Source organism: Rhodoferax sp. XS2R6 (assembly GCF_056521365.1).
Window position 1 is genome coordinate 597,375 of sequence record NZ_JBWMAY010000001.1, and the last position, 15,253, is coordinate 612,627.

The window sequence follows — 15,253 nt, forward strand, 5'->3', positions numbered from 1 at the left end:
GTCGTAACCTGCTAGTAATCGGTGGAATGCCTTCGATGCTAGCATGGGCGCGATCCTTGCTTCATTCGAAGCCCCCTCTCCCACCTCCATCCAGACCCATGAAAAAAGCACCTGCCGCAGAGACGGCCAAGCGCAGCAAAGACAACGAGCGTCCCTTGGTTGAAGACATCCGCCTTTTAGGGCGAATTTTGGGTGATGTGATTCGGGAGCAAGAGGGCGTAGAGGCCTACGAACTGATCGAACAGATCCGCACGCTGTCGGTGGCGTTTCGCCGCGATGCCGACCACGAAGCCGACAAGGCACTGAAGAAACTACTCAAGGGCCTCTCGGGCGACCAGACCGTGAGCGTGATCCGCGCCTTCACTTACTTTTCGCACCTGGCCAACCTGGCCGAAGACCGCCACCATATCCGTCGCCGTGCCATCCACGAACGTGCCGGCGACACGCAAGAAGGCAGCATCGAGGTCGCCATGTCGCGCCTGCGCTGGGCCGGCATTGCACCAAAGACCATCTCGCAGACGCTGGCGCAAAGTTTTGTGTCGCCCGTGCTCACCGCCCACCCCACCGAAGTGCAACGCAAGAGCATTCTGGATGCCGAGCGCGACATCGCACAGCTGCTGACCACGCGTGATGAAATCAAGCTGCGCGCCGTCTCGGTGGACAGCAAAAAAGACGCGCTAACGCCCAAGGAACTGGCAGCCAACGAAGCCCAGATGCGCGCCCGCGTGATGCAGCTCTGGCAGACCCGCCTGCTGCGCTTCAGCAAGCTCACCGTGGCCGACGAGATTGAGAACGCGCTGAGTTATTACGAGTCCACCTTCCTGCGCGAGATTCCCAAGCTCTACGCCGACCTGGAAGACATGCTCGGCACCCAGCCCGTGCACAGCTTTTTGCGCATGGGCCAGTGGATTGGCGGTGACCGCGACGGCAACCCCAACGTCAGCGCCCAGACCCTGGAATACGCGCTGCGCCGCCAGGCCGAAGTGGCGCTGCGCCACTACCTGACCGAGGTGCACTACCTGGGCGGTGAGTTGTCCATCTCTGCCATGCTGGCCGACTGCACCCCCGAGATGCAGGCCCTGGCCGAACGCTCGCCTGACCAAAACGAACACCGCAAAGACGAACCCTACCGCCGCGCCCTGACCGGCATGTACGCCCGCCTGGCCGCCACCCTGAAAAGCCTGACCGGCACCGAGGCCGCACGCCACGCCGTCGCGCCACAAAACCCCTACCTGCAGGCGCAGGACTTGGTGGCCGACCTGCGCACCATCGCCGCTTCGCTCAAGGCCCACCACGGCGGCGCCCTGATCAAACAACGCCTGCACCCGCTGATCCGCGCGGTGGACGTGTTCGGTTTTCACCTGGCCACAGTGGACTTGCGCCAAAGCTCGGACAAACACGAAGAAGTGGTGGCCGAACTGCTGGCCACGGCCCGCGTGGAAGCCAACTACAGCGCACTGGACGAAGCCGCCAAACGCAGCCTGCTGCTGGGCCTGCTCAACGACGCGCGCCCCCTGCGCGTGCACGGCGTGGAGTACTCGGCCCACGCCCAGGGCGAGCTGGCCATCTTTGCTGCCGCCAAGGTCATGCGTGAACGTTTTGGCCACGAAGCCATCCGCCACTACATCATCAGCCACACCGAAACCGTGAGCGACTTGCTCGAAGTGCTGCTGCTGCAAAAAGAAGTGGGCCTGATGCGCGGCACGCTGGACGCGCAGGCCACGGCCGACCTGATCGTGGTGCCGCTGTTTGAAACCATTGAAGACCTGCGCAACGCCGCGCCCATCATGCGGGAGTTCTACGCCCTGCCTGGCGTGGCCGAGCTGGTCAAACGCAGTGGCTCCGAGCAGGACATCATGCTGGGCTACTCCGACTCCAACAAGGACGGCGGCATCTTCACCAGCAACTGGGAGCTGTACCGCGCCGAGATCGCGCTAGTCGAGCTGTTCGACGTGCTGGCCGCCCAACACAAGATCCAGCTGCGCATGTTCCATGGTCGTGGTGGCACGGTGGGGCGTGGCGGCGGCCCCAGCTACCAGGCCATCCTGGCCCAGCCCCCCGGCACGGTACGCGGCCAGATCCGCCTGACCGAACAGGGCGAAGTGATTGGCTCCAAATACGCCAACCCCGAAATCGGCCGGCGCAACCTCGAAACCCTGGTCGCCGCCACGCTAGAAGCCACGCTCCTGCAGCCCACCAAATCGGCCACCAAGGCCTTTCTGGAAGCCGCCGCCGAGCTCTCGCAAAACAGCATGTCGGCCTACCGCGCGCTGGTGTACGAAACCCCCGGTTTCACCGAATATTTTTTCAGCTCCACCCCGATCCGCGAGATTGCCGAGCTCAACATCGGCTCACGCCCTGCCTCTCGCAAGGCCTCGCAAAAGATCGAAGACCTGCGCGCGATTCCCTGGGGCTTCAGCTGGGGCCAGTGCCGCCTGACACTGCCAGGCTGGTTCGGCTTTGGTTCTGCGGTGCAGAAGTTCATCAGCAACGGCACTGCGGCCGAGCAGAAAGAGCGTTTGGCGCTGCTGCAGAAGATGTACAAGCAATGGCCCTTCTTCGGCACCCTGCTGTCCAACATGGACATGGTGATGGCCAAGAGCGACCTGGCCCTGGCCTCACGTTATGCCGAGCTGGTGGGCGATGCGCGCCTGCGCAAGAAGATCTTCACGGCCATCGAGACCGAATGGCACGCCACCGCGCAAGCGCTGGCCACCATCACCGGTGAAAAGAACCGCCTGGCCAACAACGCGGCCTTGCAGCGCTCCATCCGCCACCGCTTCCCCTACATCGACCCTTTGCACCACCTGCAGGTGGAACTGGTGCGCCGCTACCGCGAAGGCAAGGCCGACGAACGCGTGCAGCGTGGTATCCACATCTCGATCAACGGGATTGCCGCCGGACTGCGCAACACGGGGTAATTTTCAGCGCCAACGGGCTTCAATACGGGCGTATTCGCCCGATTGGCGCACCCGCTCCAGGCCCGCGTCAAAGCGGGCAATCAAGGCCTCCAGGCCCGGCATGCGTTTTGTAAACGAGATGTACAGCAAAGGCTCCACCAGCACACCCCGCTGCGTGAAGCCCTTGGCCAACTCCGGGTGCACACTGGCAATCTGCTGCGCCACCCGGTCAAACACCAGCGCATAGTCCACCCGCCCGGCCACCAGCTTGCGCAGGGATATCAGGTCAGACGGCGCCACGTCGCGCTGCATACGCGCGTCGTTGTCAAAGGCCTCCCCGTAGTCGTAGCCATTGGTCACGCCAATGCGAAACCCCAGCAGGCCCGCAGCATCCACGGGGCGCGTGTTGTGCGCATTGCTGCGCCCGTAAATGGCGATGCGCGCCTTGAACAGAGGCCGTTTGTGCCAGAGGTAACGGGCTTCTGTGCGAGCGTCGCGCAGGGTGTCAAAGCAGCCGGCCAGCGTGCCGTTGTCCACCTCTTTCATGCAACGGGCATAGGGCAGTGGCACCAGTTCCAGCTCGATACCGGCTGCAGCCCAGGCCGCACGTGCCAAGTCCACCGCAAAACCTACAGGCTTGCCCTCCACCACATAGGAGTAAGGGCGCCAATCGTCCTCGGCGCCAATACGAATGCGCTCCGCTGTCGCACTACCGGCCCCAGCCACACCAGCCGTCCAGCAAAAGAGGACAACGCGGGCCACCTGCCACCATTGGGGGCGCTGGGCAGGCTTCATTGGGCAATCAGGCTGCGCACTGCGGCCAGCTGGCGGCGCGAGACCGACAGCAGCTCATCGACCCCCTGCAAGCGTACTGCCCAGCCTTCACCCTCTTCGGCGTCGTAATGTTTCTCCAGCGCGCGGATGGCCCAGCGCGCCACGATGGCGTTGCGGTGGATGCGCAGGTAATGCTCGGCGTATTTGGCCTCCAGGTCATTGAGGGCCCCGTCCAGGATGTAGCTGCGCGCCGCAGTGCGCACCGTGATGTATTTCAGCTCGGCCTTGAAATACAGCACCTGCTGCAGCGGCACGCGCTCTGTGCGGTGCCGCTCCTGGATGACCAGCACCTCGTCTGAAGCAAAAACACCACCCAGCCCTGATGGAACATGCGCAAGCCGCTCTGCTTTTTGTAGCGCTGTTTGCAGCCGCTCCAGCCGCACGGGTTTGGTCAGGTAGTCGGCGGCCTCCAGGTCAAAGGCCTGCAAGGCGTGCTCGGCATGTGCGGTTACAAACACCACCACGGGTGGCTGCGGCAGTGTTTTGAGGGTTTGCGCCAGCGTCAAGCCATCGGCACCGGGCATGTGGATGTCCAGAAACACCACATCCAGGCGGCGCCCGCGCAACAGTTCCAGGGCCTGGCCGGCGTTGGCGGCTTCGGCCACCACCTCGGCACCGGGGTTGTGGCAGTCACCCAGCAGGGTACGCAGGCGCGAACGGGCCAGGGCCTCGTCATCCACCACCATCACCTGCAGGCGACGCATAGGGGCAATTGCAGTCATGCGGGGAACTCCATGCGAACCTGGTACACGCCGTCTTTCAAGCCACAGCGAAACTGGGCCTGCACATCGTGCAGCAGGGCCAGGCGATCTTGCACATTGCGCAGGGCCAGGCCATGGCCCTCAGAACCCTGCCCGGCGGGCACCGTGTTGGTTACCTTCACCACCACGGAGGAGCCCCGGCGCTGGGTGGAAATGCGGATGGCCGCGCCGGTGGCACTGGGCTCTACCCCATGGCGCACCGCGTTTTCCACCAGCGGCTGCAGCAACAGCGGGGGTAGCTTGGCCTGTTCGGCTTCGGGGTCCAGCGCCCATTGCACATCCAGGCGCTCGCCAAAACGCACCTGCTCGATGGCCAGGTAACGCTGGGCCAGCGCAATCTCGTCGGCCAGGGTCACGGCCGTGCCCTGGTCCATCAGCGCATGGCGAAACAGATCACTCAGGTCTTCCAGCAGCGCCTCGGCCTTGGCCGGCTCGGCGCGCACCAGCGCAATGGCGCTGTTGAGGGTGTTGAACAAAAAGTGCGGGCGGATGCGCGACTGCAGCTCGGCCAGGCGCGCCGCCGTATCGGCCGGGGTGCGCCCCTTGGCACGCATCACCAGCGCCGCTACCAAAATAGACGAGAGCAAAGCCCCGCTGCTGGCGCTGCCCACCCAGGGCGCATCGGGCAGCAGCCCCGAGATGGCGAGCAGTCCACAGCCATACAGCCCCGCCACCGCGCCCAAACCAATGGCGACCGAATACTGTGCCGCAGGTTTGAGGCGCGCCAACCAGCGCTTGGCCATGCAGGCCGAGAGCAGCCAGGCCAGCGTGGCCGGTAGAGCTCCGCCGGTGACGAGCGAGAAGCGCAGCACCCAGCTCCACATCGTGGTAGACGCGAACATGGCCGCCACCGCCACCCCCAGCTCCACAAACAACACCGCCCGCAGCACCACACCCATTTGGCAGGCGTCGAACACCAGGGCCGGGGCCTTGGCGTCCGTCGGCTGCGCTGGGGCCAGCTCCTGGAACGTCGATAATATTTGGGTGTCGTTCATGTTCACCGGATTTTGACTCCATTCTGCAAAGCGTCTCCCATGTCCCAAAACCAATTCGATAAAAAGTCCCAGGCGTGGTCCGCGCTGTTTTCTGAGCCCATGAGCGATCTGGTCAAACGCTACACCTCCAGCGTGTTCTTTGACAAGCGCCTTTGGCAGGCCGACATTACCGGCAGTCTGGCGCATGCCGACATGCTGGCCGCGCAAGGCATCATTGCCGCCGAAGACCACGCTTCCATCCAAAAAGGCATGGCCCAAATCTGGGGCGAGATCGAATCCGGCGCCTTTGAATGGAAGCTGGACCTGGAAGACGTGCACCTGAACATCGAAGCGCGCCTGACCCAGTTGGTGGGCGACGCTGGCAAGCGCCTGCACACCGGCCGCAGCCGCAACGACCAGGTCGCCACCGACGTGCGCCTGTGGCTGCGCAGCGAAATTGATTTGATCGGCGAACTGCTGGTGGACCTGCAAAAGTCGCTGGTGGATGTGGCCGAGGCGAATGCCGAGGTCATCCTGCCTGGCTTCACGCACCTGCAGGTAGCCCAGCCCGTGAGCTTTGGCCACCACATGCTGGCCTATGTGGAAATGTTCAGCCGCGATGCCGAGCGCTTTGCCGAGGTGCGCCGCCGCACCAACCGTCTGCCGCTGGGCAGCGCCGCGTTGGCTGGCACCAGCTACCCGCTGGACCGCGAGCGCGTGGCCAATACCCTGGCCATGGATGGCGTGTGCCAGAACAGCCTGGACGCAGTAAGCGACCGCGACTTTGCGATCGAGTTCACCAGCGCCGCCAGCCTGACCATGATCCACATCAGCCGCATGAGCGAAGAACTCATCATCTGGATGAGCCAGAACTTCGGCTTCATCAAGATTGCGGACCGCTTCACCACGGGCTCGTCGATCATGCCGCAGAAGAAAAACCCCGACGTGCCCGAGCTGGCACGCGGCAAGACCGGCCGCGTGGTCGGTCACCTGATGGGCCTGATCACCCTGATGAAGGGCCAGCCCCTGGCCTACAACAAGGACAACCAGGAAGACAAAGAGCCGCTGTTCGACACCGTGGACACCTTGAAGGACACGCTGCGCATCTTCTCCGAGATGATTGGCGGCCAGGTGAACGCCGCCACCGGTAAAAAAGAAGGTGGCATCAGCGTGAACGCCGAAGCCATGGAACGCGCCGCACTCAAGGGCTACGCCACCGCCACCGACCTAGCCGACTACCTGGTGAAGAAGGGCCTGCCCTTCCGCGACGCGCATGAGACGGTAGCCCACGCGGTGAAGGCGGCGCAGTCGCATGCCTGTGACCTGTCCGAGCTGCCACTGGCCGTGCTGCAGGGCTTCCATGCCAGCATTGAGAAAGATGTCTACGAATGCCTGAGCCTGCGCGGCTCGCTGAACGCGCGCAACATTCTGGGTGGCACTGCACCGGCCCAGGTGCGTGCGCAGATTGCTCGGCACCGCGCCCGCTTGGTCTGAGGCGCCCATGCTGCGCCGCCATCTGGGACTTCTGGCCCTGTGCCTGGCCGGCAGCAGCTGGCTGGGCTTGGCCCAAGCCGCCGAGCCCGCGCTGCAGTTTTTGAACCGCAGCGAAGCTGCCACCCTGATGGCAGGCCCCGGCGCACAGACCTACTTCGACGCCATGCAAGGCCCCGAGCTGGTGGCCAAAACCCGGCTGGACCTGCTGAACCTGCCGCTAGCCGCCGCGCGTGAACAAGCCCGCGCCCACTATGCCAGCGAGGTGCAAGAGTTTTCTGCCGACGAGCAGGCCATGTTGCGCTGGGCCGTGGGCACGCTCTGGCCCACGCTGACCGAGAAAGCCCCGCTCTACGCCCGCACGCCCTGGAAATTTGCCAAAGTCAGCGACAAGGTGGAAGGCGGCTTGCCGCATACACGCGGTGACACCATCGTGTTCAGTGCCGGCCTCATGCAAAACCTGCTGGCGCCCTACCGCGCGGGCGATCGGTCTGGGCTGCTGGGCTTTTTGGGCTACCTGCTGGTGCACGAGCAAACCCATGTGCTGCAACGCAACCAGGCCGCGCTTTTTGACACCCTGGCCACCCAGGTGCTGGGCTTTACGCGCATTGCCGCACCGCAAACACCAGCGCTGTTGGCGCGCGGTGTGGTCAACCCTGATGCGCCGCTGAGCGAGTGGATCTTCCCGCTGCCCGATGCGCCGGGCCAGGCGGTACTGCCCTACCTGCAACTCAGCAATCTCAAAACCCCCAGCATGCCGCGCGACTTCCAGATGGTGGCCGTGATGTACCGCCAAGAACAGGGCGAGTGGCGCCTGCAAGAGCGCGAGGGCCAACCCGTAACCCAGCCCCTGCTGGGCGTGGCAGCGTATGTGAACGCCTTCCCCGATCGCAGCGGGCTCTACCACCCCTACGAGATGGCAGCCGATCTGCTGAGCTACTGGCTCGGTGGCCGCGCCGACGCCAGTGCCCGCCACACGGTGCGCCTGGCCCTGCAAGCCTGGGCCGCCAAGGCGCTTCAATAGTTTTTTACAAACCAAACAGGCCTCTAGCTCCCGTGGAATATGCGTGAGCAGCTATTAAATCAGTAGCATCCGCCGTACCACTCAACCCGCCAGCGCCCGCTCCAGGTCATGCGCCAAATGGTCCACCGCCTCTTCGGTGGTGGCCCAGGAACACATGAAGCGCGCACCGCCGCCGATGAAGGTGTAGAAGGTCCAGCCCAGGGCCTTGAGGCGGGTGATGGCCGGCTCGGGCAGGTTCACAAACACGCCATTCACCTCGGTGGGCAGCAGCAATTCGGCGCCGGCAATGCCAGCCACCTTGTCAGACAGACGCTGCGCCATGGCGTTGGCGTGCGCCGCGTGGCGCAGCCAGGTGCCGTCGGTCAGCATGGCCAGCCAGGGGGCCGACAGGTAGCGCATCTTGGAGGCCAGTTGCCCGGCCTGCTTGCAGCGGTAAGAAAACTCCTCGCCCAGCTTGCGGTCAAAAAACACGATGGCCTCGCCAATCGGCAGGCCCATCTTGGTGCCGCCAAAACACAACACGTCCACGCCCGCACGCCAGGTGATGTCGGCCGGCGCCACCTTCAGCGCGGCCACCGCGTTGGCAAAACGTGCGCCGTCCATATGGACCTTCAGGCCATGCTCCTGCGCGATGCGGCTGATGCCGCTGATCTCGCCCTTTTGGTAGACCGTGCCCATCTCCGTGGACTGGGTCAGCGTGACCACCTTGGGCCGTGGGTAGTGCACATCGGTGCGGCGGGTGATGACTTCCAACACACCGGCCGAGGTGAGCTTGCCGTGGCGGTGTGGCGCCGACAGCAGCTTGGAGCCGTTGGAAAAGAATTCGGGGGCGCCGCACTCGTCCGTCTCCACGTGCGCCGTGTCGCTGCAAATAACGGCCTGGTAAGACTGGCACAACGAAGCCAGCGCAATCGAATTGGCCGCCGTGCCGTTGAAGACGAAGAACACTTCAGCGTCCGCCTCGAACACCTCGCGCAGCCGGTCGCAGGCCAGGCGTGTGGCGTCGTCATTGCCGTAGGACGCGGCAAAACCCGTGTTGGCCGCGGCAAAGGCCTGCATGGCCTCGGGGCAGATGCCGGAGGTGTTGTCGCTGGCGAATTGCAGGTAGTAGCCGGGGTGCAGGGGGGTGGCGGTGGTCATGGTGGCGTGGGCGGTGTAAGATTGGATTAGCGGATATTTCCGGTATATCGAACAAAAATCCATTTTACCGACCAAAACCACCATGGCGCAAGTCCCCTCCTCCATTCCCCTCACCGACGGCCCACCGGCCGTCGGCTCCAAGCTGCAGGAGATCCGCAAGGCGCAACAACTCTCGCTGGACGAACTATCCAAGCGCGCGGGGGTGTCCAAATCCATGTTGTCCGAGGTGGAGCGCAATCAAGCCAACCCCACGGTGGGCGTGTTGTGGCGCCTGGCTACCGCACTGGGTATCAACCTGACCGACCTGCTGGCCGGTGGCGTGGCCGACAAGGCCGCCCCCACGGTAGAACTGGTGGCCGCGCACAGCATCCCCGTCACCACCAGCAACGACGGCAAGTGCACGCTGCGCATCCTGGGGCCCATTGCGCTGGCCGGCAAGGTGGAGTGGTATGAGCTGGCGGTGGAGGCCGGTGGTGTGCTGGCGTCCGAACCGCACGAGGCGGGGGCCAAGGAACATTTGTCAGTACTGAGCGGCACGCTTACCGTGCAAGCGGCCGACAGCAGCAAGGTGCTGAAAGCGGGCGACAGCGCACGCTACGCGGTGGACGTGCAACACGCGATTCGCAATACCGGCAAGGGTCTGGCCAAGGCGCTGCTGGTGGTGGAATACCTGAGCTAAAAACAAGCCAAAGTGGCCTCCAGACCCCGCAGAATATGCGCAAGCAGCTATTAAAACAGTAGCTAACCGGCCTGCGCCGCCGCTTCGTGGGCTCTGACTGTCCACTCCACCGGGGGCTTCCACGTGGCGCACCAGGCCAGCACCTGGTCGGCCGGCATGGGGCGCGCAATCTCATAGCCCTGGCCCAGGTGGCAGCCCAGTTCAATCAGGCGCTGGCCGTGGGCCACACTCTCCACGCCCTCGGCAATCACCTCACGATGGAAGGCTGCGGCCAGCCCGATCACGCCGTTGACGATGGACAGGTCGTTCTGGTCGTCCAGCATGTCGCGCACAAAACTGCGGTCGATCTTGAGCACTTCCACCGGCAAATGGCGCAGGTAGGTGAGCGAGGAGTAACCGGTGCCAAAGTCGTCAATCGCAAAACGCACACCCAGGCGGTGGCAATCTTGCAAGGTGGTGGTAATTGAGTTCAGGTCGCTCAGCGCGCTGGTCTCCAGCACCTCCAGCTCCACATGGCTGGGGTCCACCGCGGGGTGTTTGGCCAAAAGCCCAGCCAGGTGGTGGGCAAAGTCCGGGTGCTGCAGTTGCCGCGCCGCAATGTTGATGCTCACCGGCAGCGTCAGGCCTTGCGCGTTCCACACGCCCATTTGCCGCAACGCGTCATTCACCACCCAGGCACCCAGGGCCTCACTCAGCGGGTGTTTCTCGATGGAAGGCAGAAACGCATCGGGCGACAGCAGCCCTTTTTGGGGATGCTGCCAGCGGATCAGCGCTTCCACCCCCACGATGGCACCGGTACGCATGTTCACCTTGGGCTGGTAGTGCAACACAAACTCGCGCTGGGCAATGCCCAGTGCAATCAGCTCCTGCAGCAGGCTGCGGCTCTTGACCTCGGCGTCCTGGGCGGAGTCAAACATGTGGAAGCGGTTTTTGCCACTTTGTTTGGCCTCGTACATGGCCTGGTCGGCGTGGCGCATCAGCTGCTCGGCCTCGGCGTTGTCCTGCGGGTACATGGTGACGCCGATGCTGGCGGTCACCTTCAGATCGCGCCCCTCGATGTGCACCGGCTCCGAGCAGGCCAGCAACACACGTGTGACCATCTGGATGCAATCCTGGATGTTTTCCACATTGGTCAGCACTGCCACAAACTCATCGCCGCCCATGCGGGCCAGGGTGTCCACATCGCGCAGCGCAGCCTGCATGCGCCGCGACACGGCCACCAGCAAGGCGTCGCCCGCCTCGTGGCCAAACTGGTCGTTCACCGCCTTGAAGCCGTCCAGGTCCAGGTAGAGCACCGCCAGGCTCCGGCCATGGCGCTGGCACATGGTCATGGCCTGGTGCAGGCGGTCTGACAGCAGCAGGCGGTTGGGCAAATCAGTCAGCGCATCAAAGTGGGCGCCGTGCTCCAGCTCTTCCTGCTGCAGCTTGAGCACGGTCACATCGGAGAACAGCGCCACGTAATTGCGCACCTTGCCCGAGCTGCCCCGCACCTTGCTCACCGTGAGCCAAGCCGAGTAGGCCTCGCCATCTTTGCGGCGGCTCCACATCTCGCCCTTCCACTCGCCCTGCCGCAGCAGCGCGCGGCGCAAGTTCTGGAACACCTCCGGCCCCTGCCGGCTGGAACGGAACATACCGGGGTCGTTGCCCAAAACATCTTCGCGGCTGTAGCCCGTGATGCGGGTGAACGCCTCATTCACTTCCACAATCAGGCCGGCCCGGTCGGTGATCATGATGCCCTCACCCGTGTTGTTGAACACGCTGGCGGTGAGCCGCAATTGCCGGGTGGCCATCTTCTGGGCGGTGATGTCGCGGGCAATTTTGGAGGCCCCAATCAGTTGGCCAAAGCTGTTGCGAATCGGCGAGATGGTGACGGAGACATTGATCTCGCGCCCGTCCTTGCAAACACGCACCGTTTCAAAGTGTTCGACCCCATCACCGCGCCGAATTTTCTCCAGAATGACGGCCTCTTCCCCCAGCCGCTCTGTAGGTAACAGCCGCAGAATGGGCTGGCCAATCATCTCGGCGGCCGCGTAGCCAAACATGCGTTCGGCTCCCGGGTTCCAACTGGTGATGATGCCGTCCAGGGACTTGCCGACGATGGCCTCGTCGGTGGAATGGATGATGGCCTCAGAACGGCGCGAGAGCGTCAGGGCGCGCATCAGCGCGGAGCTCATGGCCAAGCTGACGATGGACAGCAATACGGCCAAGGCGGCGAAGATGGCGGTGTGCCGCCGCCAGGGTGCCAGCAGGTCCTCTTTGCTGGCGCTGACGTACACCACCAGCGGGTAGTCGTCGACCCGCGAGAAAGTGACCAGCCGTGGCCGGTTGTCAAACAGGCTGACCGCAGATTCATACACCCCCTTGGCCATCACGCTCATGTAATTGCCCCAGGCCTGGCCTTTGGCAATCGACTGGCCAATCGTCTTGGGGTCCATGGGGCTGCGAAACAACACCGTGCCATCAGTGCGCACCATGCCAATCGTGCCCGCCGGTTTTATGCGCTCGGCGTCAAACACACTGTCGATACGCTCCAGCTCAATGATCACCAGCACCAGCGCAACATCACCACCAGCGCGGTCCACCGGGGCCGAGATGGGGATCACCCACTTTTTGTTGACGCGCCCCACAAGGGGCTGCCCGATGAACAGGCCACGGGTTGTCGGGTCGCGCTGGGCCAGAAAATAATCGCGGTCCGCCACGTTGACGTTTTGCCCCTGCCCCTGGTCAGGCAGAAAACGAATTGTCCCGCTGTGGGTGATCAGGCGCACATCGAGCAGTCCATTCGAAGCTTTGCGCAACTTGTCGACCTGGGCAATGAAATCGGAGCTTTTGGAGGGGTCCTGGTTGGGGTGGTCGGCCATCCAGTGGCTGGTGACGATGAGCAGCGACTCCGCCTGCTTGAACAGGCTGTGGGTCTGTGCCTGCACAGCGACGGTAAGCTGCTGCAGCACCCGGGTGTTGGAGCTGATGGTGTTGGTGTACTCCCACCAGGACCAGAACCCGACAAACCCCCAAATGCAAATCAGCAGCCCACCCAGGAGCCCAATGACTTCACGGTGGTTGTGTGCGCCCAAACGCTGAATCAATCGTTGCCAGATCGGTTTCACAAGGCTTTTCCCGCAGGGGGTTGAGAGGCCAATTGGTCCGTTTGGCAGGTTGCCCTGCCGTCACGTCCATTCTGCGGGGGTGTCCCCCCACATGCCTATCCCCCAAACGGGTGAATTTGCGCCCCTTTACCAAACTTGTTACCAGGGCACGGTGGCAAAGCGCGCCACCAGAAAGTCCAGCAACGCCCGCACCGCCGGCGACAAATGTTTGCGCGAGGGGTAGAGCGCGTAGATCGCCATGTCCGGCAACGCCCAGTCGGGCAGCACCACCTGCAAGCGGCCGTCGGCCAGGTGCGGACTGGCCAGGTAGGTGGGCTGCAGGGCCACGCCGCCGCTGGCCAGGGCCGCACACATCAGCGCCGTGGCCTCGTTGGCGCTGAAGTGGCTGCCTACGCGCACCTCCGCATGCTCGTCACCCTGTTGCAGCTTCCACACACTTTTGCCAAAGTTGGCATAGCTCAGGCAGCGGTGGGCGGCCAAGTCGGCCGGCTGCTGCGGTGTGCCGTGCTGCGCCAGATACGCGGGCGACGCCACCAGCACGGAGGTACAGGGCGCCAGCATGCGGCCGATGAGCGCCGGATCCGGCTCCGCGCTGATGCGGATGGCCAGGTCGATGCGCGCCTCCACCAGGTTGAGCGCGCCTTCGCTGGCGTTGAGGTCGATCTTGAGCTGCGGGTGCTGCGCCAAAAAGTCTGCCACCGCCGCCGCCAGCTGGGCGTAGGCAAACGACATGCTGCAGGTGATGCGCAGCTGGCCACGCAGCGCACTGCCGTGGTGGCTGGTTTCCTCTTCCACGTTTTCCACCAGCGCCAGCATCTGCTGGCTGCGGCGTAGGCAACTTTCACCCGCATCGGTCAGCGTCACGCTGCGCGTGGTGCGCTGCAGCAGCCGCGCGCCCAGCCACTGCTCCAGCTCGCCCACATACCGCGTGACCATGGCACGCGACATGTCCAGCTTGTCAGCCGTAGCGCTGAAACTGCCGCTTTGGGCCACCTCCACAAACACCTGCATGGCAGTTAGTCGGTCCATGATTTGCGCATTTTATGAAACAGTTATGCGCGAATTATCAGGTTTATCTGCGCGATTATTGAAACTAAAGTTCACTCCACCGCTGACGGGATGTTCTCACAGCGTCCCATCCACCTTCAGGAGTTCCCCATGATCCGCACCACCGTTATTGCCGCCTCTCTGGCCATCGCCTTTGTATCTGCCCACGCGCAGCAGCCGCTCACCGTCAAGGTTTACAACGCCGACGGCAACAGCTTCAACGTCAACTCCACCCTGGTCTACGGCCAGAAAGACGCCATCGTCATCGACGCCGGCTTCACCCGCGCCGACGCCCTGCGCATTGCCGCCAATGTGCTGGACAGCGGCAAGCAGCTCACCACCATCTACGTGAGCCAGGCCGACCCCGACTACTACTTTGGCGTGGAAGCGCTGAAAGAAGTATTCCCCCAGGCTGACGTGGTGACCACGCCTGCCGTGTTGGCGAAGCTGTCGCCCAAGCTGTCCGGCAAGGTCGCGTTCTGGGGCCCCAAGATGGGCGCCAACGCACCGCGCAAACCCGTGGTGCCCCGCGCACTGGAAGGCACCACGCTGACGCTGGAAGGCCAGACCATCGAGATCCGCGGCACGCAGGGTCTGCTGGCCCACCGCCCCTACGCCTGGATTCCGTCCATCCAAGCCATCGTGGGCAACATCGGCGTGTTCGGCAACATGCATGTCTGGACGGCCGACACGCAGACAGCCGCCGAGCGCGCCGCCTGGGTAGCCCAGCTGGACGAGATGGCGGCACTGAAGCCCACGCTGGTGATCCCCGGCCACATGAAGGCCGGCACCCAGGTGGACGCCAGTGCCATCACCTTCACCAAGGACTATCTGCAGACATTTGAGAAAACCCTGGCCGCGAATAAAACCAGCGCCACGCTGATCCCGGCCATGAAGCAGGCCTACCCCGCCTTGACAGACGGTGCCCTATCGCTGGACATTGGCGCCAAAGTCAACACTGGCGAAATGAAGTGGTAAACCCAGCCACCATGCAGTAACGCAGGCATGCCGCTTGCGCCCAGGAGCCCACCATGACCATGCTTCACCAAGTTTTGCAAGACCTGCACGCAGGGCGCTGGAACGCTGCACACGACCTGGTGCAAAAAGATAGCTCCATGCTGGGCGCGTGGTTGCACGGCATCCTGCACCTGCAGGAGGGCGATCTGGAAGACGCAGAGAACTGGTACGACCGCGCCAACCGCCACTTCCGCAGCCGTGGCACGCTGGAAGAAGAACTGGCGCTGTTTGAAACAGCACTTGCACAACACCCCACACCCTGACCCCGAAAGGCACACA

Annotated in this window: 12 protein-coding genes; 6 read left to right on the plus strand and 6 right to left on the minus strand. The window is 63.6% G+C overall.

Features of this window, described 5'->3' with window-relative positions; all coding sequences use genetic code 11:
- Nucleotides 1–98 precede the first annotated feature (98 nt).
- Nucleotides 99–2,921, plus strand: coding sequence for a phosphoenolpyruvate carboxylase (gene ppc / locus AC097A_RS02855; RefSeq protein WP_479619665.1), 2,823 nt, complete (start codon nt 99–101; stop codon nt 2,919–2,921).
- A gap of 3 nt (nt 2,922–2,924) precedes the next feature.
- On the opposite strand, the gene AC097A_RS02860 is transcribed toward ppc, so the two are convergent.
- From AC097A_RS02860 to AC097A_RS02870, 3 genes are read right to left on the minus strand one after another with little or no spacing between them, the layout of a single operon-like run.
- Nucleotides 2,925–3,695, minus strand: a complete 771-nt coding sequence (locus tag AC097A_RS02860) for a substrate-binding periplasmic protein (protein WP_479619666.1) — start codon at nt 3,693–3,695, stop codon at nt 2,925–2,927.
- Nucleotides 3,692–4,456, minus strand: coding sequence for a response regulator (locus tag AC097A_RS02865; RefSeq protein ID WP_315493935.1), 765 nt, complete (start codon nt 4,454–4,456; stop codon nt 3,692–3,694). The genes AC097A_RS02860 and AC097A_RS02865 overlap by 4 nt, the downstream gene beginning before the upstream one ends.
- Nucleotides 4,453–5,490 (minus strand): sensor histidine kinase, encoded by a 1,038-nt coding sequence (locus tag AC097A_RS02870; RefSeq protein WP_479619667.1) that lies wholly within the window; start codon nt 5,488–5,490, stop codon nt 4,453–4,455. The genes AC097A_RS02865 and AC097A_RS02870 overlap by 4 nt, the downstream gene beginning before the upstream one ends.
- Nucleotides 5,491–5,529: 39 nt before the next feature.
- On the opposite strand from AC097A_RS02870, the gene argH reads away from it, so the two are divergent.
- Both argH and AC097A_RS02880 read left to right on the plus strand, forming a co-directional pair.
- The gene (gene argH, locus AC097A_RS02875; RefSeq protein WP_479619668.1) at nt 5,530–6,963 is read left to right on the plus strand and encodes an argininosuccinate lyase; all 1,434 of its coding nucleotides are present in this window, start codon (nt 5,530–5,532) and stop codon (nt 6,961–6,963) included.
- A gap of 7 nt (nt 6,964–6,970) precedes the next feature.
- Nucleotides 6,971–7,984: a hypothetical protein gene (locus tag AC097A_RS02880; RefSeq protein ID WP_479619669.1), complete on the plus strand. Its 1,014-nt coding sequence runs from the start codon at nt 6,971–6,973 to the stop codon at nt 7,982–7,984.
- A gap of 81 nt (nt 7,985–8,065) precedes the next feature.
- On the opposite strand, the gene AC097A_RS02885 is transcribed toward AC097A_RS02880, so the two are convergent.
- Nucleotides 8,066–9,124, minus strand: a complete 1,059-nt coding sequence (locus tag AC097A_RS02885; RefSeq protein ID WP_479619670.1) for a threonine aldolase family protein — start codon at nt 9,122–9,124, stop codon at nt 8,066–8,068.
- Between the two features lie 82 nt (nt 9,125–9,206).
- Between AC097A_RS02885 and AC097A_RS02890 the strand changes: the two genes are divergently transcribed.
- On the plus strand, nt 9,207–9,803 hold the full coding sequence (locus tag AC097A_RS02890) for a helix-turn-helix domain-containing protein (RefSeq protein ID WP_479619671.1): 597 nt from the start codon (nt 9,207–9,209) through the stop codon (nt 9,801–9,803).
- 62 nt (nt 9,804–9,865) lie between these two features.
- Here AC097A_RS02890 and AC097A_RS02895 read toward each other — a convergent pair whose 3' ends face one another.
- Nucleotides 9,866–12,910 carry a bifunctional diguanylate cyclase/phosphodiesterase gene (locus AC097A_RS02895; RefSeq protein ID WP_479619672.1) on the minus strand — a complete coding sequence of 1,015 codons (3,045 nt, stop codon included), beginning with the start codon at nt 12,908–12,910 and terminating at the stop codon, nt 9,866–9,868.
- Nucleotides 12,911–13,048: 138 nt separating this feature from the next.
- The gene (locus tag AC097A_RS02900; protein WP_479619673.1) at nt 13,049–13,939 is read right to left on the minus strand and encodes a LysR family transcriptional regulator; all 891 of its coding nucleotides are present in this window, start codon (nt 13,937–13,939) and stop codon (nt 13,049–13,051) included.
- 129 nt (nt 13,940–14,068) lie between these two features.
- Between AC097A_RS02900 and AC097A_RS02905 the strand changes: the two genes are divergently transcribed.
- On the plus strand, nt 14,069–14,935 hold the full coding sequence (locus AC097A_RS02905; protein ID WP_479619674.1) for an MBL fold metallo-hydrolase: 867 nt from the start codon (nt 14,069–14,071) through the stop codon (nt 14,933–14,935).
- Nucleotides 14,936–14,988: 53 nt separating this feature from the next.
- Nucleotides 14,989–15,237 (plus strand): hypothetical protein, encoded by a 249-nt coding sequence (locus AC097A_RS02910; RefSeq protein WP_315493942.1) that lies wholly within the window; start codon nt 14,989–14,991, stop codon nt 15,235–15,237.
- Nucleotides 15,238–15,253 lie beyond the last annotated feature (16 nt).

What these genes read in the sequence shown, in the direction of transcription:
- ppc (WP_479619665.1), top strand. Translation starts at nt 99, where the DNA reads ATGAAAAAAGCACCTGCCGCAGAGACGGCCAAGCGCAGCAAAGACAAC.
- AC097A_RS02860 (WP_479619666.1), bottom strand. Translation starts at nt 3,695, where the DNA reads ATGAAGCCTGCCCAGCGCCCCCAATGGTGGCAGGTGGCCCGCGTTGTC.
- AC097A_RS02865 (WP_315493935.1), bottom strand. Translation starts at nt 4,456, where the DNA reads ATGACTGCAATTGCCCCTATGCGTCGCCTGCAGGTGATGGTGGTGGAT.
- AC097A_RS02870 (WP_479619667.1), bottom strand. Translation starts at nt 5,490, where the DNA reads ATGAACGACACCCAAATATTATCGACGTTCCAGGAGCTGGCCCCAGCG.
- argH (WP_479619668.1), top strand. Translation starts at nt 5,530, where the DNA reads ATGTCCCAAAACCAATTCGATAAAAAGTCCCAGGCGTGGTCCGCGCTG.
- AC097A_RS02880 (WP_479619669.1), top strand. Translation starts at nt 6,971, where the DNA reads ATGCTGCGCCGCCATCTGGGACTTCTGGCCCTGTGCCTGGCCGGCAGC.
- AC097A_RS02885 (WP_479619670.1), bottom strand. Translation starts at nt 9,124, where the DNA reads ATGACCACCGCCACCCCCCTGCACCCCGGCTACTACCTGCAATTCGCC.
- AC097A_RS02890 (WP_479619671.1), top strand. Translation starts at nt 9,207, where the DNA reads ATGGCGCAAGTCCCCTCCTCCATTCCCCTCACCGACGGCCCACCGGCC.
- AC097A_RS02900 (WP_479619673.1), bottom strand. Translation starts at nt 13,939, where the DNA reads ATGGACCGACTAACTGCCATGCAGGTGTTTGTGGAGGTGGCCCAAAGC.
- AC097A_RS02905 (WP_479619674.1), top strand. Translation starts at nt 14,069, where the DNA reads ATGATCCGCACCACCGTTATTGCCGCCTCTCTGGCCATCGCCTTTGTA.
- AC097A_RS02910 (WP_315493942.1), top strand. Translation starts at nt 14,989, where the DNA reads ATGACCATGCTTCACCAAGTTTTGCAAGACCTGCACGCAGGGCGCTGG.